The 22,338-nt window shown below is 68.1% G+C and carries 22 protein-coding genes and 1 riboswitch; of the genes, 8 read left to right on the plus strand and 14 right to left on the minus strand.

The annotated features are described in order from the left end of the window. Positions 1-126 precede the first annotated feature (126 nt). Positions 127-1,755: a phosphomethylpyrimidine synthase ThiC gene (gene thiC, locus EV648_RS17370; protein WP_132292001.1), complete on the minus strand. Its 1,629-nt coding sequence runs from the start codon at positions 1,753-1,755 to the stop codon at positions 127-129. Then, positions 1,745-1,865, minus strand: a riboswitch (TPP riboswitch). (Overlaps the previous gene by 11 nt.) Positions 1,866-2,001: 136 nt before the next feature. Between thiC and EV648_RS17375 the strand changes: the two genes are divergently transcribed. Beyond that, entirely contained in the window at positions 2,002-2,751 is a 750-nt protein-coding gene (locus tag EV648_RS17375) for a 1-acyl-sn-glycerol-3-phosphate acyltransferase (protein ID WP_132292003.1), read from the plus strand. A gap of 194 nt (positions 2,752-2,945) precedes the next feature. Beyond that, on the plus strand, positions 2,946-3,470 hold the full coding sequence (locus EV648_RS17380; protein ID WP_132292005.1) for a hypothetical protein: 525 nt from the start codon (positions 2,946-2,948) through the stop codon (positions 3,468-3,470). A gap of 95 nt (positions 3,471-3,565) precedes the next feature. Here the strand turns inward: EV648_RS17380 and EV648_RS17385 are convergent, their stop codons facing one another. From EV648_RS17385 to EV648_RS17420, 7 genes are all read right to left on the minus strand, one after another. After that, complete coding sequence (locus tag EV648_RS17385) at positions 3,566-4,564, minus strand: inorganic phosphate transporter (RefSeq protein ID WP_132292008.1); 999 nt, start codon at positions 4,562-4,564, stop codon at positions 3,566-3,568. A gap of 2 nt (positions 4,565-4,566) precedes the next feature. Next, the gene (locus EV648_RS17390) at positions 4,567-5,199 is read right to left on the minus strand and encodes a DUF47 domain-containing protein (RefSeq protein ID WP_132292011.1); all 633 of its coding nucleotides are present in this window, start codon (positions 5,197-5,199) and stop codon (positions 4,567-4,569) included. A 138-nt stretch (positions 5,200-5,337) separates the two neighbouring features. Next, positions 5,338-5,652, minus strand: coding sequence for a DUF202 domain-containing protein (locus EV648_RS17395; RefSeq protein WP_132189124.1), 315 nt, complete (start codon positions 5,650-5,652; stop codon positions 5,338-5,340). Next, on the minus strand, positions 5,649-5,993 hold the full coding sequence (locus EV648_RS17400; protein ID WP_132292014.1) for a YidH family protein: 345 nt from the start codon (positions 5,991-5,993) through the stop codon (positions 5,649-5,651). Before EV648_RS17400 ends, EV648_RS17395 begins: the two co-directional genes overlap by 4 nt. Further along, positions 5,990-7,249, minus strand: coding sequence for a glycoside hydrolase family 3 N-terminal domain-containing protein (locus tag EV648_RS17405; protein ID WP_305000058.1), 1,260 nt, complete (start codon positions 7,247-7,249; stop codon positions 5,990-5,992). Before EV648_RS17405 ends, EV648_RS17400 begins: the two co-directional genes overlap by 4 nt. A gap of 11 nt (positions 7,250-7,260) precedes the next feature. Beyond that, positions 7,261-7,746 carry a MarR family winged helix-turn-helix transcriptional regulator gene (locus tag EV648_RS17415; protein WP_132189126.1) on the minus strand — a complete coding sequence of 162 codons (486 nt, stop codon included), beginning with the start codon at positions 7,744-7,746 and terminating at the stop codon, positions 7,261-7,263. 48 nt (positions 7,747-7,794) lie between these two features. Next, complete coding sequence (locus EV648_RS17420) at positions 7,795-8,742, minus strand: DMT family transporter (protein WP_132292017.1); 948 nt, start codon at positions 8,740-8,742, stop codon at positions 7,795-7,797. A gap of 37 nt (positions 8,743-8,779) precedes the next feature. Here EV648_RS17420 and EV648_RS17425 point away from each other — a divergent pair, with 37 nt between their 5' ends. Beyond that, the gene (locus EV648_RS17425; protein WP_132292020.1) at positions 8,780-9,418 is read left to right on the plus strand and encodes a TetR/AcrR family transcriptional regulator; all 639 of its coding nucleotides are present in this window, start codon (positions 8,780-8,782) and stop codon (positions 9,416-9,418) included. Positions 9,419-9,442: 24 nt separating this feature from the next. Here EV648_RS17425 and EV648_RS17430 read toward each other — a convergent pair whose 3' ends face one another. After that, positions 9,443-10,099, minus strand: coding sequence for a potassium channel family protein (locus tag EV648_RS17430; RefSeq protein WP_132292023.1), 657 nt, complete (start codon positions 10,097-10,099; stop codon positions 9,443-9,445). Between the two features lie 18 nt (positions 10,100-10,117). Next, complete coding sequence (locus EV648_RS17435; protein ID WP_132292026.1) at positions 10,118-10,633, minus strand: acyl-CoA thioesterase; 516 nt, start codon at positions 10,631-10,633, stop codon at positions 10,118-10,120. A 143-nt stretch (positions 10,634-10,776) separates the two neighbouring features. Here EV648_RS17435 and EV648_RS17440 point away from each other — a divergent pair, with 143 nt between their 5' ends. Both EV648_RS17440 and EV648_RS17445 read left to right on the plus strand, forming a co-directional pair. Beyond that, a complete protein-coding gene (locus tag EV648_RS17440; protein WP_241995280.1) occupies positions 10,777-11,799 on the plus strand; it encodes a hypothetical protein in 1,023 nt (340 codons plus the stop codon). Between the two features lie 43 nt (positions 11,800-11,842). After that, the gene (locus EV648_RS17445) at positions 11,843-13,222 is read left to right on the plus strand and encodes a pyridoxal-dependent decarboxylase (RefSeq protein ID WP_132292032.1); all 1,380 of its coding nucleotides are present in this window, start codon (positions 11,843-11,845) and stop codon (positions 13,220-13,222) included. 105 nt (positions 13,223-13,327) lie between these two features. Here EV648_RS17445 and EV648_RS17450 read toward each other — a convergent pair whose 3' ends face one another. The 3 genes from EV648_RS17450 to EV648_RS17465 form a co-directional block, all read right to left on the minus strand. Beyond that, positions 13,328-13,993, minus strand: coding sequence for a fasciclin domain-containing protein (locus EV648_RS17450; protein ID WP_132292035.1), 666 nt, complete (start codon positions 13,991-13,993; stop codon positions 13,328-13,330). A 278-nt stretch (positions 13,994-14,271) separates the two neighbouring features. Further along, positions 14,272-16,179: a molybdopterin-dependent oxidoreductase gene (locus EV648_RS44120; RefSeq protein WP_241995282.1), complete on the minus strand. Its 1,908-nt coding sequence runs from the start codon at positions 16,177-16,179 to the stop codon at positions 14,272-14,274. Between the two features lie 148 nt (positions 16,180-16,327). Next, positions 16,328-16,954, minus strand: coding sequence for a flavin reductase family protein (locus tag EV648_RS17465; RefSeq protein ID WP_132292038.1), 627 nt, complete (start codon positions 16,952-16,954; stop codon positions 16,328-16,330). Between the two features lie 74 nt (positions 16,955-17,028). Here EV648_RS17465 and EV648_RS17470 point away from each other — a divergent pair, with 74 nt between their 5' ends. From EV648_RS17470 to EV648_RS17480, 3 genes are all read left to right on the plus strand, one after another. Next, complete coding sequence (locus EV648_RS17470) at positions 17,029-17,994, plus strand: aminoglycoside phosphotransferase family protein (RefSeq protein ID WP_132292041.1); 966 nt, start codon at positions 17,029-17,031, stop codon at positions 17,992-17,994. Positions 17,995-18,103: 109 nt separating this feature from the next. After that, on the plus strand, positions 18,104-19,138 hold the full coding sequence (gene mgrA / locus EV648_RS17475) for an L-glyceraldehyde 3-phosphate reductase (protein WP_132292044.1): 1,035 nt from the start codon (positions 18,104-18,106) through the stop codon (positions 19,136-19,138). 150 nt (positions 19,139-19,288) lie between these two features. Further along, a complete protein-coding gene (locus tag EV648_RS17480) occupies positions 19,289-19,936 on the plus strand; it encodes a hypothetical protein (RefSeq protein WP_132292047.1) in 648 nt (215 codons plus the stop codon). A 182-nt stretch (positions 19,937-20,118) separates the two neighbouring features. Here EV648_RS17480 and EV648_RS17485 read toward each other — a convergent pair whose 3' ends face one another. Continuing rightward, entirely contained in the window at positions 20,119-22,251 is a 2,133-nt protein-coding gene (locus tag EV648_RS17485) for a TRAP transporter fused permease subunit (protein ID WP_132292050.1), read from the minus strand. Positions 22,252-22,338: the final 87 nt, after the last annotated feature.

Genomic DNA, 22,338 nt, shown 5'->3' on the forward strand with positions numbered 1-22,338 from the left:
CGAGCAGCAACGCGACACCGACGAATCCCAGGGCAACAAAACGCACAGCGAATCACCTACCTCTCATCGTAGAGACGGCGAACGGGCCGAGGCGGTTGTCCACCCCGGCCTGTCCGCCGGATTTCGTCAGGCCGGGGTGACCGGCAGATAGACCTGCGAGTTGTTGGCCTTGAAGGTGTCGGACATCTCCGCGAAGCCCGCCTCGATCGCCTCGGCCGAGTCCAGGCCGTTCTCCTCCGCGTACTTGCGAATGTCGGCGGTGATCCGCATCGAGCAGAACTTCGGCCCGCACATCGAGCAGAAGTGCGCCGCCTTGGCGGGTTCGGCCGGGAGTGTCTCGTCGTGGAAGGTCCGGGCCGTGTCCGGATCCAGCGACAGGTTGAACTGGTCCTCCCAGCGGAACTCGAACCGCGCTCGCGACAACGCGTCGTCCCAGTCCTGCGCACCCGGGTGACCCTTGGCCAGATCGGCCGCGTGGGCGGCGATCTTGTAGGTGATCACCCCGGTCTTCACGTCGTCGCGATCGGGCAGTCCAAGGTGTTCTTTGGGCGTCACGTAGCAGAGCATCGCCGTACCGAGCCAGCCGATCTGGGCGGCGCCGATCGCGCTGGTGATGTGGTCGTAGGCCGGCGCCACGTCAGTTGCCAACGGCCCCAACGTGTAGAACGGCGCCTCGCCGCAGAGCTCCTCCTCGAGCCGCACGTTCTCGGCGATCTTGTGCATCGGGACGTGCCCGGGCCCCTCGATCATCACCTGGACGTCGTGCTCCCAGGCGATCTTGGTCAGCTCCCCCAACGTGCGGAGCTCGGCGAACTGGGCTGCGTCGTTGGCGTCGGCGATACAACCCGGACGAAGCCCGTCCCCCAGGGAGAACGTCACGTCGTACTGGCGGAGAATCTCGCAGAGCTCGGCGAAATGCGTGTACAGGAAGGATTCCTGGTGGTGCGCGAGACACCAGGCGGCCATGATCGAGCCACCGCGGGAGACGATGCCGGTGATCCGCTGGGCGGTCAGGGGCACGTACCGCAGCAGCACACCCGCGTGCACGGTCATGTAGTCGACGCCCTGCTCGCACTGCTCGATCACCGTGTCGCGGTAGACCTCCCAGGACAGCTCGGCCGGATCGCCCTTCACCTTCTCGAGCGCCTGGTAGAGCGGCACGGTACCGATCGGCACCGGCGAGTTCCGCAGGATCCACTCGCGGGTCTCGTGGATGTTCTTGCCGGTGGACAGGTCCATCACGGTGTCCGCGCCCCAGCGGGTGGCCCAGACGAGCTTCTCCACCTCCTCCTCGACCGAGCTGCTGACGGCCGAGTTGCCGATGTTCGCGTTCACCTTCACCAGGAACTTCTTCCCGATGATCATCGGCTCGGACTCCGGGTGCCGGTGGTTCACCGGGATCACCGCCCGGCCGCGCGCCACCTCGGCGCGGACGAACTCCGGATCCACGCCCTCCCGGACGGCGACGTACCGCATCTCCTCGGTGATGGTGCCGGCCCGCGCGTGGGCCAGCTGGGTCAACGGCTCCCGCCCGGCGACCCACTTCCGCCGTACCGCGGGAAGCCCCGCCTGTACGTCGATCTCGGCGGTCGCGTCCGTGTACGGCCCGGAGGTGTCGTAGAGGTCGAGGTGCTCCCCGTTGGTGAGGTTCACCCGCCTCGATGGAACCCGCAGGTCACCCGAGTAGATCTTCTCCGAGCCGGAGATCGGCCCAGTGGTGACGACCGGCCGGACAGAGTTGTCGATAGTTGTCACGATGCTGCTCCCTACGCCGGAATTACCCGGACAGGTTCGGCGGTCGGCGGCGCCGGTTCACCCAGCCGCCCTCTCAGCCCGCTACAGCGCGAGCTCCCGCGGTATCAACTTGTCGCAGCAAACCCTAACAACCATTGCGTACTGCGTACTGGATCCGCGCGTCGGCGGCAGTTGGTGAGCGGCGGAGCGGCGAGGGTCACCTTCCGGGACGGTGTGGCGGGTTGCCGGACCCGGTAGCGTCAGCTCATGCGCGACCTCCTGTATCCGCCGGTCATCGGCTTCGCCAAGACCGCCTTCAAGGTGCTCGACCTCAAGTTCCGGATGACGGGCACGGAGCACATCCCGCGGTCCGGGGGCGCGGTGCTCGCGCTGAACCACATCAGCTATGTCGACTTCGTGATCGGTGGGTTCGGCGCGCAGCCGAGCAAGCGGCTGGTGCGGTTCATGGCCAAGGAGGTGCTGTTCCGCAACCGGTACTCCGGCCCGCTGATGCGCGGCATGCACCACATCCCGGTGGACCGCGGCGCGGGCGCCGGCTCGTACCGCGAGGCGCTGCGCTACCTCAAAGAGGGCGAGATCGTCGGGGTGTTCCCGGAGGCCACCATCAGCCGGTCGTTCGAGCTGAAGGAGTTCAAGTCCGGCACTGTCCGGATGGCCGCCGCGACCGGCGTGCCGGTGATCCCGATGGTGCTGTGGGGCACCCAGCGGATGATGACCAAGGACCACCCGCGCGACTTCTCCCGGCACCAGAACGTGTCCATCAGCGTCGGCGAACCGATCAAGGTGAGCCGGGGTGACGACGCGACCGAGGCGACCGCCCAGCTGCGGACCAGCATGGCCGGCCTGCTCGACGAGGCCATCCGCGCGTATCCCGAGCAGCCACCCGGCGCCTGGTGGCTGCCCGCGTCGTACGGTGGTGGCGCTCCGACGCCCGAGGAGGCCGAGCGGCTCGACCAGGAAGAGCTGCGGAACCGGGCAGCACGCCGCAAGGAATAGCCCGGGCGCCGGGTGGGAACCGGTCAGGTGCACGGAGCTGCCATCCGGACGAGGCCTTGACCGAGGACGGCACCAGGAGTACCAAGATTCATTGGTGTCGGATTGCAGGATCTGGGGGATCCCCTCTCGACGCAGGCCGGCGGCAGTCGCCGTCGCGGCCGGCAGTCATCAGGCGGGGCGGGGGAACGAACAACTTGTACGGATCTGACGAGGAGCTGCACCTCTTCGAGCCGGGGACGCTGACGATCCCGGGTGAGGTCGCAGAAGAGATCCCGGACGTCGGGGTGTACTTCGTGAACTGGTCGACCGAACACCTGCGCCCCGACCAGGCGCGCCAGATCGAGTCCGCGGTGAACGGGCGACGCTGCCAGAACGGCTGGTTCCCGCTGGAGAGCCTGGGCAGCTTCGGCAACCGCGGATCCTGGCACGGCCCGCTCACCTACCTGGCCAAGATGACCGCGAGAGACCCGGCGATCGTGAAGGCCTGGGCCACGATCGACCTGCGGGGCGACCACAAGCTCCGGATCGAGGCGACCGCCAACCACCTGCTCTTCAAGCAGGGCCATGCGGCCGCCGCCACCTGGGTGAAGGCGGTCCGTCCCCAGGCCACCCTGAGCCTGTCCTTGCTCGGCGACTCCCTCTACCGCAACTGGCAGGACTCCGTCAGCACACTCCGCCCCAAAGACGTCGCCAAAGCCGTCCGCCGCTGGAACCGCTGACCACCGGTACTGCGTGCCGCCCGCCGGGACAGCGCGGCGTCAGGAACGTTTTCCGAGCTGAGCCCGCTCGGTGAACTCGGAATGAACCTGCGTTGTCATTCCAGGATCAGGTGAGCGATGCCGTAGACGCCGGCGGCCACCAGGCCCGCGGCCGGGATCGTCAGGACCCAGGCCATGACGATGCCCTTCGCGACGCCCCAGCGGACCGCTGACAGGCGCTTCGTGGCCCCTGTGCCCATCACCGCGGAGGTGATCGTGTGGGTGGTGGAGACGGGTGCGTGCAGTCCGATCGCCATTACGTAGAGCACCGTGGAGGCGATCGCCTCCGAGGCGAAACCGCGGGCCGGGTCCAGGTGGATGATCCGGCGGCCCAGGGTCCGCATGATCCGCCAGCCGCCGGAGTAGGTACCCAGCGAGATCGCGGTCGCCGCGGCGATCTTGACCCAGGTCGGGATGCCGTCGTCCGGGTCCACGTGACCAGTGGTGAGCAGGGCCAGGAAGATCACGCCCATCGTTTTCTGCGCGTCCTGCAGGCCGTGTCCGAGTGCCATCGCGGCCGCGGAAAGCGACTGCGACAACCGGAACCCCCGGGTCGTCCTGCCCGGGTTTCTGCTCCGGAAGATCCACAGGATCGCCGTCATCAGCGCGAACGCGCCGAGGAAGCCGATCGCGGGCGACAGCACCATCGGGATGACGACCTTGTCGAGGATGCCGGACCACAGCACCACGCTGGCGGACGCGATCCCGGCGCCGACCAGACCGCCGATCAGGGCGTGCGAGGACGACGACGGCAGGCCGAAGTACCAGGTGATCAGGTTCCAGGTGATGGCGCCGACCAGCGCGGCGATCACGACCACCAGGCCGTGCCGGCCCTCCGGGATGTTGATGATGCCCTTGCCGACCGTTTCGGCGACCTCGGTGCCCAGGAAAGCGCCGAGGAAGTTCATCACCGCCGCCATCGCCAACGCGACCCGGGGCGTCAGCGCCCGGGTCGAGACCGAGGTCGCGATGGCGTTCGCGGCGTCGTGGAAGCCGTTGGTGTAGTCGAACGCGAGCGCGATGGCGACGACCGCGATGACGAGCGCGAGCTCCACGCTCAGCTCTCCTTGACGGCGATCTGTTCGACCGTGTTGGCGACCCGCTCGAAGGCGTCGACGGCATCCTCCAGCAGGTCGACCACGGTCTTCACCTTCATCACCGTCAGCGCGTCGAACTCTCCGCTGAACATCTTGGCGATGATCCTGCGGTGCACGGCGTCACCGGTGTTCTCCAGCCGGTTGATCTCGATCCAGTACTCGGCCAGGTCCTTCATCGTGCGCAGCCGCGGCATCGTCTCGGCCGTCAGCGTCGCCATCCGCTGCAGTACCTCGATCTGCTCGGCCACCTCGGCCGGCAGGCTGGTGAGGTTGAAGAGGTGGACGTTGTCGACCGCCTCCTCCATGAAGTCCATCACGTCGTCGAGATCGGACGCCAGCCGGTAGATGTCCTCCCGGTCGAACGGCGTCACGAAGGTCGAGTTCACCCGGCGGATGATCGAGTGGGTGGTCTCGTCGGCCGCGTGCTCGGCTTCCTTCATCAGCTTGGCGATCTGATGGCTGGCCGAGAGGCCGGAGCCAGCCGTGCTGCCCAGCAACTCGGCCAGGATCCTGGCTCCGTCGACCAAGTGGTTGGCTGACTCGGTGAAAAGGTCGTAGAACGTCGGGTCGTTCGGACGCAGACGTAACGGCACTTCAAGCTCCGGGTGAACGAGGGACAAACCTTGAACATGCTAGGGGCAACAGACGCCTGACGAAGCATCCGCCCGGTCAACGTATCGCGAGATGATGAACACGTTGACTCAATGCAACCTGTTCGTGTCCGGAAGATCTCAGCGAGTGACCACCGCATAGAGGTCGAAAAGGCCCACCACGAGCACCAGCCCGGCCGCCACCCGCAGTACCCGGTCCGACCCCAGCTCACCCGGCGGACCCGCCTGCGGACGGGTCGATCGACGGTAGACGGCACTCACCGCGGCCCAGCAGGCCAGCGCGAGCACCGTCACCACGATGCCGAGCCCGAGCCGGACGTCCGACGTGCCGTGGCCGGAGGCGAGCAGCAGGATCCCGTTCGCGACCAGGCCGAGTGACGTACGTCGCCAGGCCAGCAGCGTGCGTTCGGGTTGCAGCCCTGGGTCGGGGATCATCGCCACAGGCTGAAGAGCAGGCCGAGCAGCCCCACCACGGCGATGGTTGCTCCGAGCATCAGAGGCAGTCTGGTGACCGGTAACCGAGCGCCTTCGCGCATCGCAGCCTGGTTCAACTGCCAGCGCCGGAAGGCGCCTGCCGTGGTGACGATCCCGGCGCAGACCAGGATGGCGCCCATGATCTTGGCGACGATCCGGTCCGGCCCGAGGTCCAGGAACTGTACCGCGGACAGACCGCCCGCGTAACAGGCGAGCGATGTCCGCAGATAGGCCAGGTATGTCCGCTCATTGGCGAGCGTGAACCGGTAGTCGGGCTCCTGGCCGGTCGGTGGCGTGGTCATCCGCAGCTCAGCAGGCCGCGGTTCTGCTTGAGGGCTAGGACCCGCCGGACACTGCTCTGCAGGCCGGCCGCGAACTCCTTGTCCTGCTGGGCCTTCGCGACCAGCGCGCTCACCATCGTCGAGGTGAGCGACGCCTTCGCGGTGATCACGATGTCGCCACCGGCCGCCACGAACCGCGTGGCCCGTTGACCCGCCGGCACGGAGGCGACCTCCGCGGCCGCCCCGACGTCGTCGGTGATCACGACCCCGCCATACCCGAGGTCGCCGCGCAACATGCCCCGGATGATCGTGGGAGAGAACACCGCCCGGTTCTTCGGGTCGATCTTGGTGTAGGTGACGGTGGACACCATCACCAGGTCGGAGCCGGCCTGGATCCCCGCGGCGAACGGCGCCAGGTCGTCGTCGCCACGGACCGTGACGGTGTCCACCACTCCGGACGAGAAGTCGGTGTTGCCCTTCACCCGGCCGAGGCCCGGGAAGTGCTTGACCGAGGTCATCACGCCGGCAGCGTCCATCCCCTTGATGAAGGCGGCGACGTGCTTGCTGACCGTGCCCGGAGTACTGCCGTAGCCGCGGTCCAGCGCACCGATCGGCGCATTCGCGTTCCCCAGCGAAGCCGGTACGACGTCTGCCACCGGCGCGAGGTCCACGTTGACGTTCGCCTGCTTGAGCTGGCTCCCCCAGGTCTTGGCCCGGGCGGTGAGCTTCTCGTCGGACCAGGTGGCCTGCACGGTCGCGGCCGGGATGCGGTCGAACCCGGAGCCCTTGAGGCGCTGGATCTGGCCTCCCTCCTGGTCCGCCGCGATGAACGGGCGGATCCCCTTCACCGTGGCGGTCGTGCTGGCCGTGGCCATCGCGCTACGGGTGTGGGAGGCGCTGCCGCCGCTCCCCATCAGCAGGAGTCCGCCGGGCTTCTGGGCGCGCGCGATGGATCGCTCGGCCGCGGTCATACCTTCGGCGTCGATACCCGTCATGATCAGCTGGGCCGCCTGCTCCCGCAGTGTCAGAGCCTCGGCCTTCTGGTCCACGCAGGTCGGCGTCTGGCTGGGCGTCTCACTCGGGGTCTGGCTGGGCGCCTGAGTGGGAGTGGTGTCGCTCGGCGACGTTGTGGGCGCTGTTGGTGTGGTCGGCACCGTCGACGAGGGGATGGTGCTCGGCCCCGCCGTCGGCGTGCCCGTGTCGCTACAGCCGGCCAGGAGCAGCACAGCGAGTACTGCGGCCGTGGCTGTCGCTGCCCGGCTCGAGTTGGTGTTCATTGCTGCCATTCTCAGCGGACGTCCCAAATGGCGCTGTCATAGGTCCCGCCGGAGTGCCGGGCCAGCGTGCTGCAGATGTCGTGCAACTGCGCGACCTGCTCCTCGCTGAGGGCATCGAAGACCACCTGCCGGACTGTCTCGACGTGCCCGGGAGCCGTGTCCTTGAGCTTCTGCCGGCCTTCCTCGGTGAGGATGGCGACCTGGCCGCGGCGGTCGGAGGCGATCCCCTCGCGGCGCACCCAGCCGACCTGCTCGAGCCGGTTCACCGCGTGGGACAGGCGACTGCGGGAGCCCAGTGTGGACAGCGCCAGCTCGCTCATCCGCAGCCGGCCGTCCTCGGCGTCGGCCAGCCGGACCAGGATCTCGAAGTACGTGTGTGGCATGCCCGCGTCGCGTTGCAACTGCTGCTCGATCTTGCCGTTGACCACGCGCTGGGCCGCGATGAACGCTCGCCAGGCCTGCTGCTCTTTCTCATCCAGCCACCGGGGTTCCGCCATTGTCGCAGCGTAGCCAGAAGAGGAGTCTCCCGCTCTTCTGCCGAGCCGTCAGGTCGTTGCACGCTGCTGCCGCAGCCGGTCCTTCCAACGGATCAGCAGCACCGCGAGTGCGCAGACGAGCATCCCGCCTACCGACAGTGGGCCAATGGTCTCGCCGAAGAGCAGGAACGCGAACACCATCGTCGTGGGCGGCACCAGATACAGCAGGCTGCTGATCCGGGTCGCGCCGGACAGTCGCAGGTTGACCAGGTACAACCCCCAGCCACCTCCCGTCGCCAGCACCACGAGCCACAGCACCGCACCGTAGAACCCCGGCTCGGTTGGGACCGTCAACTGACCGGTCCCGGCCGTGACCGCCAGGAAGAACACTCCGGAGACCAGGCTCTGCAGGCACAGCGCATCCAGGAGGTTGGTGGCCGGCTTGCGATGGCGCTCCAGGCAAGTGCCTGCCACCAACCCCAGGAGACCGCCCAGCGGAAGCAGGAAGAGCAGAGCCGAGCCATGGCCCGCGCCTATGTCGTCGGCGACCACCAGGCCGACTCCGGCGACGCCGAGCAGCAGACCGAGCCACTGCCGTCGGCTCACGTGTTCTCCCAGCAGGGGACCCGCCACGGTCGCGATCAGGAGCGGCTGCAGCGAACCGATCAGCGCGGTGACACCCGCGCCGACGCCACGGTCGATCCCGGTGAAGATCAGGCCGAGGTACACGCACTGGGTGAGGAAGGCCATCGCCACCTGGGTGATGAGATCCCTGCGGTTGACCCGCGGCCGGCGCTTCAGCAGTACTGCGGCCGCAAGGCTCCCCGCAACCAGGTAGCGCCACGCCAGCAGGTCGAAGGCTGACGTGTACTCCGTCCCCCACCGGGCGCCGATGAACCCGCAACTCCAGAACACGACGAACCCGCCCGCCGCCAGCAGGGGAACCGCAGACACGCCCGCGGTACGGCGTACCGGGGTGTCTGGCACTGCTTCGGCAACGGGCTGCTGAGTGGTCATGGAGGACAGTAACCACACCGGTCGGTATACTGTCAGTATGGTTGTTCACCAGGCGAGACCGTGGGAGTGGCTCAACCGGACGGGCGCCGAGGGCGCGGAGAAGACGCTGACCCCTGCCGGCGAGCGGATCCTGACCGCCGCGTCGACGCTGTTCTACGAGCAGGGCATCCGGGCGGTAGGCGTCGACACGATCGCTAACGCGGCGGACGTGACGAAGAAGACCCTGTACGACCGGTTCGGCTCGAAGGACAACCTGATCGCGGCGTACCTCGAGCGGCGGAACCGCGTCTGGCACGTGTTCCTGGACGAGCAACTGGCCAAGCTACGGCCCGGTACGCCGGAAGAGGTGATCCTGGCTCTGTTCACGGCGTTGACGGAGTGGATGGCGGAGTCGCGGCGGGGCTGCGGGTTCATCAACGCGAGCGTCGAACTGGCGGCGCCGGACCATCCTGCGATGCCGGTGATCGTGGCGCAGAAGCGGTGGATGCGGACCGAGTTCGTGGCGCAGGCGGAGCTGGCCGGGTTCGATCGGGTCGAGGAACTCGCGGACCGGTTGCTGCTGCTCCACGAGGGGGCGCTGGTGAGCTATCGGGTGGCCGCGATGGAGCACGCGCCGGAGGTGGCCTACCGGGCGGCCGCCGACCTGCTCGCCTCCTGGCCGCGGATCGGCGCCTGACCGGGTCCGGTTCGGCTGTGGGTTTCAGGTTCGTCTGGCGACGGTGAGGCCGACCAGGCGCGAAACGACCATCGCGACGTAGCCGAGGCCGGCCAACTGCTCGATCATCACGACCGAGCGGCCCCAAGACGTGATCGGAATGATGTCGCTCAGGCCTGTGCTCGACAGTGTGATGAAGCTGAGGAACAGCAACTCCATCCAGTTCCGGTCCTGGGCCGGGTTGACGGCTGCCGTGAAGCTGCCCGGAACGAGCGCCTGCACGATGACGAACACATAGGCGAATCCCCAGGCCACCAAGGTGAAGGTGGCACCCGCGGCGTACAGCTCATCCGTGCTGACGTCATGGTCGGACAGCATGTACCGCAGCAGGCTGTAGGCCGCGTAGAAGTAGAAGGCCGCGTGGAGCGCAGCTGAGATCGGCACGATGACGTCCGTCGGGCGGAAGGCGTCGACCAGCGACAGCACGACCGCGGGGATGCCCAGACAGACGCTCACCCAGGTCAGCCCCGGCGTTGCCCGCACCGAGAAGACCGCCAGCACCAGCACGACGATGCCCAGGATCTCGAAGGCGACGCGTCCGCCGCGCGACCCTTCCATCGCGGGATAGATCAGCACGCCGAGCAGCTGGACGACGAGCAGGATCGCGGACGGGTGCCGCCTGGCGCTGCCGAACAGACTCATCTCGGGCTCATCTCGGGCTCATTTCGGGTCTTCGCGGGACGCCTTGATCGCCTCGCGCCGGGCGAGCCGGTGGCTGCGGCGGATCTCAGCCTCGCGCATCCGCCTGCGATCCTCGTCCGTTTCGGGAACGATCCGCGGGACCGGACGAGGCTTCCCGTCGGAGTCGACCGCGACGAACACCAGGTACGCCGTGGCCACGTGGATCTGCGGGCCGACGGCATCCCAGCGGTCCGCGGTGATCCGGACGCCGATCTCCATCGAACTGCGGCCGGTCCAGTTCACCTGGGCGGTGAAGTGCACCACGTCGCCGACCCGGACCGGGACCACGAAGACCATCTCGTCCATCGACGCCGTCACCGCGGCACCGGCCGAGTGCCGCGCCGCCACCACCCCGGCGACCGAGTCGACCAGCGTCATCACCACTCCGCCGTGCACGGTGCCGAGCAGATTCGTCTCGTTCTGCGCCGTGATGTGCGACAACGACAACCGCGTGGCCGACGGCGGCCGCTCCGACGGTGCCTCAGTGGCGGACATGGATGCTGCTCCTCGGATGGACGAAACCGCCGGTCTGCCGACGCCTCCGCGCAGAATAACCGCCGCGTTGTCCACAGCCGCGGAACTGCTTGTCGAGGGGCCGCCCGCGCGCTCGTACTTTCTCTGTCGAGGAGGTGGACAGCATGATCACTGACAACGACTCCACCCACGACGACTCCACTGAACGGGCCCTAGGCAACGACCCCGAGGCGCCCCACCGAGCCCTGTCTCCCCTGACCAACGCCGAAGCCGCACACCTGGTGCGCCTCAGCCTGGAAGCAGCCGCCGAACGCTCCCTCCCCGCCGGCTACGACGGCACCGCCAACCTCCGCCTCCACCCGACCAGCGCAGCCTTTCCCACCCCGGGCGGCGCCGGGCTCGCCGCCGACCTCGGCGTCGGTTCGGATCCGGACGCGGCGGTCAGCATGGTGGCCGGGCTGTCGAACCTGGCACGGATCGTCGCCGGCGAACGACGAGACCGCTGGCCCCAGGTGGTCGGCGAACACTTCGACCAACTGGCCAGCACCCTCCGGCACGGCCCGCCTCCGCTCCCTGCGGACCCGCGGCGCGAGCTCTACCAACGACTGACCCCGAGCAACCTCGTTCAACCCAGTTGGACCAGCCAAGCACCAGAATTCGTGCCTGGCCTCCTCTCCGTCCCCGCCACCTACACCGACGGCACGATCACCATGTACTTCGACCCGTCGGACCTCGGGATGACGTGGACGGAGGCGGAGCAGGCGGGACTCCACAACCTGCGCGGTCTCACCGACACCGTGGAGTACGCAGAGCACGACGGCACCACCATTGCCATGCTCAGCGGCAGCGTCTTCACCGCTTCACGAGCACTCGTGCTCGATACCGTCCTCCGCGAATCCCTCCACGTCGAGAACCCGCAGTACGGCGTACTGGCCGCGATGCCGGTCCGCGGTCTACTCCTGGTCCATGTGATCAACAGCCTGCGAGTCATCCCGGCGCTGGGCATGATGCTGAACCTCGCAGGCCGAGCACACGCCACGGAGCCAGGTCCGCTGAGCCCCTGGGTGTATCTCGTCACCCCCGAAGGCCGCTGGCATCCAGCCATCCGCCAGCCCGAGGAAGGCCGCCCACCCGGCCTCTCACCAGCCCTGCTCGTCCTCGCCCATCACCTGGGCCGCCTCGAGTAACCAGGATGGACAGCGAACGAGGGGCCAGTGGGACAGTCTGGGTATGGGAGAGCAACCGGCAGATCTGCGGCAACTGTTCAGGAGTGCGGCCGACCACGCGGCCGAGTACAGGGCGACCTTGGCTGAGCGACCGGTTCGCGCGGCGAAGTCTGCGGCGGAGGTGCGGGCTGACTTCCAACGGCCACTGGCGCAGGCAGGGCGTGCTGCCGACGAGGTGATCGAAGAGCTCGTCGCACTGGCTGACGGCGGACTCGTGGCGAGCGCCGGACCGCGGTACTTCGGGTTCGTGACGGGTGGTGCACTGCCCGCCGCGAGCGCGGCCGACATGCTGGCGGTCGGGTGGGACCAGAACGCCGGGAACAGCGTGATGTCCCCGATGACCATGGCCGCCGAGCAGGCAGCGGGCGGTTGGCTGAAGGACCTTCTCGGGATACCTCCGGCAGCGTCGGCCGGCTTCGTCACGGGAGCCCAGGCGGCCAACACCGTGGGGCTGGCGGCGGCTCGGAACCACGTGCTGGCGAAGGCCGGCTGGGACGTGGAGACGAACGGCCTCAACGGCGCTCCCCGGGTGCGTCTGCTGGCCGGCGACGAGCGGCACGCCACGATCGACCGGTCACTGCGCCTGCTCGGGCTCGGCTCCGGTTCGCTCGAGCTCGTGCGGACGAGGTTGAACGGGGTGATCGACCTGGACGACCTGCGGACCAGGCTCGCCGATCACGAAGGACCGCTGATCGTCTGCCTGCAGGCCGGAAACGTGAACACCGGCGCGTCCGATGCCCTGGGTGAGGCCTGCGACCTGATCCACGAGTACGGCGGGTGGGCACACGTCGACGGTGCCTTCGGGCTGTGGGCCGCAGTGAGTCCGGAACTGCGCGATCAGGTGGCGGGACTGGAGCTGGCGGACTCGTGGGGTTGCGATGGGCACAAGTGGTTGAACGTGCCGTACGACAGCGGGTTCGTGTTCTGCGCGCACCCGGATGCGCATGCGGCTGCGTTGGCCTCCAGCGCTTCCTACCTGGTGACGTCGGGAGCGCGGGAACCGGGCGACTACGCGATGGAGTCGTCGAGGCGTGCGCGTGGACTCGCGGTCTGGGCCGGGTTGCAGGAGCTGGGTCGCGATGGGCTGACCGAGGTGGTCGATCGGTGTTGCGCGCTGGCCAGGAGGTTCGCCGAACAGCTCGAGAAGGGAGGCTGCGAGATCGGGAACGAGGTGGTGCTCAATCAGGTGCTCGTGTCGTTCGGCTCCGACGAGGAGACCGACCGGGTGATCGCTGCGGTCCAGGACGGCGGGGTCTGCTGGATGGGCGGCACCACCTGGCGAGGCCGCCGCTACATGCGCATCTCGGTCTCGAACCACCTCACCACCGAAGCCGACGTGGACCTCTCCACCCGAGCCATCCTCGCCGCCACCCACGCTTCTTAGACGACGAGCGGGAACGCGACCGGGCGGCGCCCCGGCAGATGAAGGCGCCGCCCAGTCAGCAGCGGTGGGTCAGGCTGCAGCGGTGGGTCAGGCTGCAGCGGTGGGTCAGGCTGCCGGGGGCATCAGGACGGAGTCGATCAGGTAGACCGTCGCGTTGGCCGTCTTCACCCCACCACAGATCACCTTGGCGTTGTTGACCATCAGGTTGTCCCCCGAACCAGTCACCGTGACCGCCTGCTTCTCCACCGTGGTCTGACTCCCCACCACCGCCTCCGGCGTCAGCTGACCCGGCACCACGTGATAGGTCAGGATCTTGGTCAGCAACGCATCATCGGTCTTCAACGTGTTCACCGTCGCCGCCGGGATCTTCGCGAACGCCGAGTCCACCGGCGCGAACACCGTGAACTCACCACCGTTCAACGTCGACACCAGATCGACCTTCGGGTTCAGCTTGCCCGACACCGCCGCCACCAGCGTCGTCAGCAACGGATTCCCCGACGCCGCGGTCGCCACCGGCGCCGCCGCCATCCCATCCACCGAACCAGCACCACTCGGGTTCGCCTTCGCATAATCGGCACACCCCGGACCAACCAGACCCGCCGCGTTGTCCATCGACGGAGACATACTCGGCGTCTCAGCCGGCGCCGACGACGACGCACCGGTCGACGGACTACCGCTGGACGTGTCATCGCTTCCACCACACGCGGCAGTGGCGAAGAGCAGGGACAGTGCCGAGGCAGCCAATGCGACCCGCTTGATGGTGTGGGACATGACGATCTCCTTCGCTTGAATTCGTACTGCGTTCAGTGCGTGTCTTCGGTGCTTCGGCTTCGGCGCTTCGGCTTCGGCGCGTTGTGTTCGGCACGTCGGCTTCGGCGCGCTGGCTTCGGTGCGCCTTCAGTGCGTGGGCGGGGAACGCATTTCGCGGCGGGCGCTCCTGGTCAGCTGCCGGATGGCCCGGGCCATCCGGAGCGCGTCCCTCCGTGCTCCTGGGCCTCGGAACCCCTCCCTGCGGGGGTTCCGGGTGCCTGGCTGGCCGGTGGGGTGCGTTACTCGACCATCACCACCGTGTTGTGCAGGCCGCTGGAGCCGTTGGGGCGCGGGGCGGCGCGGTCGGTCGTCTGCACCTGTCCGTCGCCGTCGGTCGCCCGGACGGTGAGTCTGTGATTGCCGGGCGTCGCGTTCCAGCGGAACGTCCACTGCCGCCAGGTGTCGATGGTGTCCTCGGCCGCCAGCGTGGCCGGCTGCCAATCGCCGTCGTCGACCTGTACTTCGACCTTGGCAATGCCGCGGTGCTGCGCCCAGGCGACTCCGGCCGCGACGGCTGGGCCCGCCTTGATCCGGGCGAATCCCTTCGGCACGTCGATCCGTGAGGAGGTCTTGATCGGCGCCTCGACGGACCAGCCACGGTCGGTCCAGTAGGCGCTGAAGTCGGAGAACTTGGTGACCTCGAAGTCCACGATCCATTTGGTCGCGGAGACGTACCCGTACAGGCCGGGCACCACCATCCGGACCGGGAACCCGTGCTCGAAGGGCAGCGGCTCGCCGTTCATCCCGACGGCGAAGATCGCGTCGCGGCCGTCGGTGAGGGCCTTCAGCGGAGTACCGATGGTGAGGCCGTCGACGCTGGTGGACTTCACCGCGTCGGCGCCGTCCCGCACGCCGGCTTCTCTGAGGATCTCGGCGATCGGTACGCCGATCCAGCGCGCGTTGCCGACGTACGGACCGCCGACCTCGTTCGACACGCAGGTCAGGGTGATGTCGCGTTCGATCAGCCGCCGGCCGAGCAGGTCCGCGAAGTTGAGCCGCAGTTCGCGGTCGACCAGACCGTGGATGCGCAGCTCCCAGTTCCGCGGGTCGACCTTCGGCACCGTCAGCAAGGTGTCGACCCGGTAGAACGACGGGTTCGAGGTGACGAACCGGCTCACTCCCGGAATCTCCGACATCACTCCGGCGGGCACCGCCTGCGCCCTGCTCGCCGGCGTAGGAATCCTGATCCCCCGCCGAGTCGCCTCACTCACCCCTTCAGGCAGGACCCGCGAAACCGCGAGTCCACCGACCCCGGCCACCCCCAGGGCCATCGTGGTAGCCAGGAACCGCCGCCGATCAAACCCCACCGGCGCCTCCGCCTCCCGCTCCCCAACCTCATTGCCCTCAGCAACGACCGCGCCACCATCAGCACTCGCCGCCGTCGCGACCGCGGAAGCGTGCGGCTTGCCGGAGAAAGCGGAACCCTCAGGTCGGCCCGCACCTTCGCCGGTGTTCGCGGAGCCAGCACCTCCGGCGGGGTTCGTGGAGGTGGAACCTCCGACTGTGGTCGCGGAGTTTGAACCTCCGGCTGTGGTCTCGAAGGTGGAACCTCCGGCGGTGGTCGCGGAGGTGGAACTTCCGGCGGTGGTCGCGGAGGTTGAACCTCCAGCGGTGGTTGCGGAGCCAGCACCTCGGGCCGGGTTTGTGGAGGTGGAACCTTCGGCGGCGGGGAGCTTCCGGCCTCGGCCGCCGCCGAAGGGACTGAGGCCCAGTGCGCGGAGCACCAGGATCATTCCGGCTGTTGCCACTAGCAACGTAATGATGCCGGGCAGTACTTGGACGAAGTGATTGTCCGCAAGGGTCCGCCCGGTCGCCGCGGCGAGGATCGCCAGCAGCCCGAGGACCACGGTCATCACCACGGCGACCCGGGAGATAGAAGCCCCGATCGCCCCCGCCAGCAAGGCGAAAACAGCAACTGCGAGCAGCACCGTGCCGACCAGGATCGGCTTGTCGGCTGTCCCGAGGTTCTTCACCGCCCAGTCCTTCGCAGGACCGGGAGCGAGATCGATCAGTTGGGTTCCGACACCGACCACCGGCGAAGTACCACCGGCCAGTGCGGCGGTGAGCTCACCCAGGCCGAGTCCTGCACCTGCTGCGAGCACACCTCCCAGCGCGGCCAGCGCCCGGCGTCTCCTCGTCACGGTCATGCCCCTGCTTCGGACCCGTGCGACGACCGGATAGGTCAAACCCTCAAGAAAACTTCAAGAATCGCGCACCGCCTGCGAGAAACCTCTTACCCGTCAGGCAACCGTCGCCGATCGACCGCCGACCGCGGACGACGTGGGCTGCCGCGGATCAGCCAGCGGTCGGAGGGGTGAAGTGTCCGGGCCACTCGGCATGCCGGATCCGGGTGATCTCACGGACTTCGCCGAGGGTGGACCACTCGTCCTTGCCCAGGCGAGCCAGCGGGCGAAGGCGGGTGATCTCCGGATGGGAGCCGTCCAGGACGGACTCGTCGATGCTGATGTGACGCACCCGGCCGATGACGACGGTGGAGTCGCCCAGTTCGAGAGTGGTGTGCAGCTGACACTCGATCGCGACCGGCGACTCGGCGACGCGCGGTACGGCGACTGTGGTGCTGGGTTCGATGTGCAGCCCGACGGCCGCGAACTCGTCAACCTCCGGAGGGAAGTTCGTCGCAGTCGCGTTGATCTGCTCGAACAGGGGTTCCGCCGCGAAGTTGACCACGAACTCCCCAGTCGCCTCGACGTTGTTCAGGCTGTCCTTGCGGCCGACCGAAGTGAACTGCACCATCGGCGGCCTCACGCACGCCACCGTGAAGAAGGAGTGCGGCGCGAGGTTGAGGACTCCGTCGGCCGACCTCGATGACACCCAGGCGATCGGGCGCGGCACCACCACCGCGTTCAGTACCGCGTAGAAGTCCCTGCTGCTGACGGTCTCCGGATCCAGGTCCCTTCGCACGCCAGCCAGTATCCCCGCCGAGATCCCCGGCAATTCGGTGGACCCCGGCAACGACCGGCGAAAGAATCCCACCGATGACAGGACTCCCAGCCGGTGACCTCCCCGCCATCACCTCCGAGCCGACGGCCGAGGTGATCGCCGCCATCGCCGACCGGTACGGCGTACGCGCCGAGGCGGTCCGTGAGGTGCCGGACGGCGTCGCCAACCACGCCTTCGCGCTGGGCGACGACCCGTTCCTCCGGATCCCGCGACGCGAGGAGTTCGAACGCGATCTGCAGAAAGAGGTCGCGGTTATCCCAGTAGCCCGGGCGGCCGGAGTACGGACCCCCGCGATGGTCGACTTCGACGCCACCCGCACTCTCGTCGACGCGCCGTACATGGTCATCGAGCAAGTCCACGGCACCGACCTGATCGAGGCGGATCCGCCCAACGATCAGTTCTGGCAAGACCTGGGCTCACAGGTCGCCCTGCTCCACCGCATCCCCCACACCCCGCTGGACGGCGTACCGACTGACGACGGCGGCGGGGACCCGCGTCCGACCGTGGATCACCTGGCAACGCTCGGTTACCTGGACCCCGGTACTGCGGACTGGCTGCTCGGCTGGTTCGACCGCCTGGCCACCCGCTTCCCGCAAGGTCTGCAAGACCCGCAAGCCCAGCAAGAGCCGCAAGCCCAGCCGCGAGTACTCCTGCACGGCGACCTGGCGCCGCAGAACCTGCTGACCCGCCACCACAAGCTGGAAGCGCTGATCGACTGGGGTGACGCCGCCTGGGGACCACCCGGCATGGAATTCGCCAAGCTCCGCCTGGAGCAGGTCGCCGCCACCCTGCCGGCGTACACGGGCCAGTCCCCAAGCAAGAGCGACGGTCAACTGGAGGCCGCCGCACTGTGGTTCCACCTCAGCTGGGGCCTCAGCGGGATCCCCAAGCCGCCGAGACCCAACGAGCGCCACTGGACGGCACCACCCGCCAGCCGGCTCCTCGGAGTACTCCGGTTCTTCGCCGCGGGACCGCCGGAGCCGTGGCCGGGACTGCGTTGAATCCGGAGGGCTGAGTCAGAAGGCCGGTTGCTGGCACTGATCGACCGTGCTTCTGCTGTAAATACAAGGGTTCGCGCACTTGTCACGACATGGGGCAGACTGGCTTTTCGTGACTGACTACGTAGCTGCCCAGGACCGGTACGACGACCAGATGACCTATCGGCGCAGTGGCCGCAGCGGACTCCAGCTGCCGGCGATCTCGCTGGGGCTCTGGCACAACTTCGGCGGCGACAAACCGCTCGACACGCAGCGGGACATCCTGCGCCGCGCGTTCGACCTCGGCGTCACCCACTTCGACCTGGCGAACAACTACGGCCCGCCGTACGGCTCGGCCGAGACCAATTTCGGCGGCCACTTCGCCCGCGACTTCAAGCCGTACCGCGACGAGCTGCTGATCTCCACCAAGGCCGGGTACGACATGTGGCCGGGCCCGTACGGCCAGGGCGGCGGCTCGCGCAAGTACCTGCTCGCCTCGCTCGACCAGTCGCTGGACCGGATGGGCCTGGACTACGTCGACATCTTCTACTCGCACCGCTTCGACCCGGACACCCCGCTCGAGGAGACGATGGGCGCGCTCGACGCCGCCGTCCGCTCCGGCAAGGCGCTGTACGCCGGCATCTCGTCGTACTCCGCGCAGAAGACCCGCGAGGCGCACCGGATCCTCGAGGAGCTCGGCACGCCCCTGCTGATCCACCAGCCGTCGTACTCGATGCTGAACCGGTGGATCGAGGAGGACCTGCTCGACGCCGTCGGTGAGCTGGGGGTCGGCGTGATCGCCTTCTCCCCGCTGGCGCAGGGTCTGCTGACCGACCGGTACCTCAACGGCGTACCGGAGGGCTCCCGCGCCTCGCAGGGCAAGTCGCTCAGCACCGACATGCTGACCGAGGAGACCCTCAAGCACGTCCGTGCGCTGGCCGAGATCGCCCAGCAGCGCGGCCAGTCCGTCGCCCAGCTCGCCCTGGCCTGGACGCTGCGCGACCACCGGGTCACCAGCGCCCTGATCGGCGCCTCCAGCGTCGCCCAGCTGGAGAACAGCCTCGCCGCGGTGAAGAACCTGAAGTTCACCCAGGAGGAGCTGGACGCGATCGACGCCGACGCCGTCGAGGCCGGCATCAATCTGTGGAAGAAGAGCTCCGACAACTGAGCCACGGGGTCCGGCATCAGGACACCCAGTCACGCTGCGAGGCACGATCCACGCCTGAAGCTGTCGGTTCGGTTACGGACTGTGCCGGTGCGGTTGCATCGGCGCAGCCCGCGGCGCACGCTGGGAGGAACCCCCCAGGAGGTGGTTGCGATGACCGCTTCGACTCTCGAACTGGCCCTCACTTACGAACACGCGAAGATCCGGGAACTCGCCGCTCCCGCCCAGGAACCGGAAGCCTCGAGGCCGGACCGACGGCACGAGACCGACTGGTTCTACGCCATCGCCGCTCAGCATCTGGCCGCCGCCGAGGACGTCCTGCTACCGCACGTCCGCCGGCTCCCCGACGGGCGCGTCCTGGTCACCACGTACGTCGGCAACGCCCGTCAGCTCGAGCGCTCCCTCCGGTTCCTCAAGGCCCGCCAGTACGGCGACAGCCGGGTACTCCACCTGCATCCGGAGCACGTCTGGCGGGTGGTCGAACGGCTCCTGACCGAGCACGAACTGCTCGAAGCGGAGTACAGCCGGATGCTCGGCGAGGAGATGGACAGCGACCACGTCAGCTCCTTGACCGAGGAGCTCCTCAGCGCCGAGGAAGTGGCGCCGACCCGGGCCCATCCGTTCTCGCCGCACACCGGGACGGCCGGGCGGCTGGCCCACCGGATGTGGCGGATCGCGGACAATGCCTGGGACAGCGCGGAGGGACGCGTCGTCCCGACGAAGTACCACGTGCACCCCAAGCGGGACTCGGCGCTGTCGCACTACCTGCGCGGCACCCCGATCGACGAGGACCAGGGCTGAAACGACCGGGCCCCCGCCGCCGGATGCCTCCGACGGCGCGGGCCCGACCTGGAAACCCTCCCCCACTGCGCCTGGTTGTGGGGGTGGGCCTTGGTTCCCGCCTCCGCTGCGCCTGGTGTGCGGAGGTGGGACCTGCGCCCTCCCCCGCTGCGCCTGATGTGCGGGGGAGGACGGATCGTGGGTCACTTCAAAGCGTCGAGCGCCTTCTGTGAGCCGGGGTGCAGCGGCACCGGGTCGGTCTTGGCCGCGTTGTCCAGGGTGATGTCCTTCGCCGCCACGTTCACCTGGACCAGCGCGTCCTTGTTGTCGTAGATCACCTTGGTCAGCTTCTCGGCCAGCTCATCCGGCATGTTCTTCCGGACCAGCAGCACGTTCGGCACGATGATCGTGGCCACGTCGGCGGGCTGCTTGTAGGCCGCCGCCGCAATGTTGCCCTGGGCATAGATCGTGCCGTACTTCGTCTGCAGTGGCTGCAGCAGGTCGGTGATCGGTATCAGTTTGACGTCCCTGCCGAGGCTCGTCATCAGATCGGTGATGCCGCCGGTGGGGATGCCGCCGGACCAGACCAGCGCGTCGATCGAGCCGCTCTTCATCGCGTCGACCGACTCCGGCAGGCCGAGCCGCTGGGCGGTGACGTCGCGCGCCGGATCCACCTTGCCGCCGGTGATCGCGGACGTGGCGACGGCCGCCAGCGCGGTCGGCGGCGACACCTCGGACAGCACCGCGTAGTAGAAGATGAACATGTACGCCTCGGCCTGCGTGACGCCGAGCTGCACCAGTGCCGGCGCGATGATCACGGCGGCGATGATGAACGACGCCGTCACCGGCACTGCCAGACCGAGCACCAGTACCGCGAACGCGGCCAGCACCACCGTCAGGATCAGCACGACCGTCGGGTTGTCCGTCAGTCCCTTGGCCGCGTCCACGATGATCTCGGCCAGGTTCAGCCCGAGGCCGGTCTGGGTGGTCACCGCGACGATCACCCCGGCGGTCGCGCAGGTCGCCGCCACCGGCAGCACCGAACGGGTGCCCTGGGCAAGCGCCTTGAAAAACGGCCCGGCGGTGAGCCGGTGCTCGCGGTCCAGGAACGACAACCCGAACTGGATGATCACCGCGTACACCACGGCCTTGAACGGCGGCACGTCCACCGCCATGAAACCGATGATCACGAACAGCGACAGGAAGTGGTAGCTGAACCTCATCAGCAGCTTCAGCGCCGACTGGGTGGACGGCTCGGCGGCCGTGGTCCCGTGCCGGCGGGCGTCCATCTCGATCGCCAGCAGGATGCCCAGGTAGTACAGGATCGTCGGGATCACCGCGTAGCCGAGCACGGTCAGATAGCTGACCTGCAGGAACTCCGCGATGATGAAGGCCGCCGCGCCGAGGGTCGGCGGTGACAGGATCGCGCCGATACCGGCCGCCGCGAGCATGCCACCCGCCGGTTCGGGTGGATACCCGGCGCGGCGCAGGATCGGCCAGGACACGGTGCCCAGCGAGACGGCCGTCGCCGTTCCCGAGCCGGACACGCTGCCGAGCAGGAATCCCGCCAGCGTGACGGTGCGGCCCGGCGCCGTACGGCTGCGTTTGAAGGCGGCGAAGGACAGGTCGATGAAGAACTTGCCGGCGCCGGAGTAGTCCAGGACCGCGCCGTAGATGGTGAACAGCACGATGTAGCTGGCGGCGACGCTCAACGGGGTGCCGTAGAACCCGGCCGTGCCCATGGTGAACTGCGCGATGATCGCGTCGAAGTTGAATCCCTGGTGCGCCAGCGACCAGGTGTAGGGCAGATAGCCGCCGTAGTACGCGTACGCGATGAAGAGCAGGCTGACAACCGGCAGCACCCAGCCCGTCGTACGGCGACAGGCCTCGAGCAGGAGCACCAACAACAGAGCCCCGGCGAGTACGTCGAGACCCGTCGGGGCCTGGCGTCGTTCGAGGAAGCCGTCGAAGTCGAACAGCGGGTAGACGCAGACCGCCAGTGCCAGCGCGGCGAGGACCCAGTCCGTGATCCCGGGATCGTCGGTGGCCCGGGCCTTGAACGGGTTCATGAAGGCGGGCACCCGCCAGCCCCGATAGCACAACAAAGTGACCGGGAGGACGGCTGCGAGAAAGATCACTAAATAGAACTGGGTTCCGGCGGACAACGGGAAGAACACCTGCAGCAGCACACCGACGCTGATCACGGCACACCACGCGGAGATCGCCCGGTCCAGGGAAGGACTGAGCCGCCGAGCGGGCTTTTCCTGCTCGTACTCGGCTAGTTCGGACTCGGAGAGCGTGGCTGCGCCACCCCCCGTAGATATACCGACAGTCATCGACCGGTTCCCTCCTGTGTCCGAAGATTAGTGTTGACGACCACGCCATGGAGTCGCGTGATTACGTCTTTACCAAGATCTGACACA

It is taken from the genome of Kribbella sp. VKM Ac-2568, from assembly GCF_004345365.1.
Classification (GTDB): domain Bacteria; phylum Actinomycetota; class Actinomycetes; order Propionibacteriales; family Kribbellaceae; genus Kribbella; species Kribbella orskensis.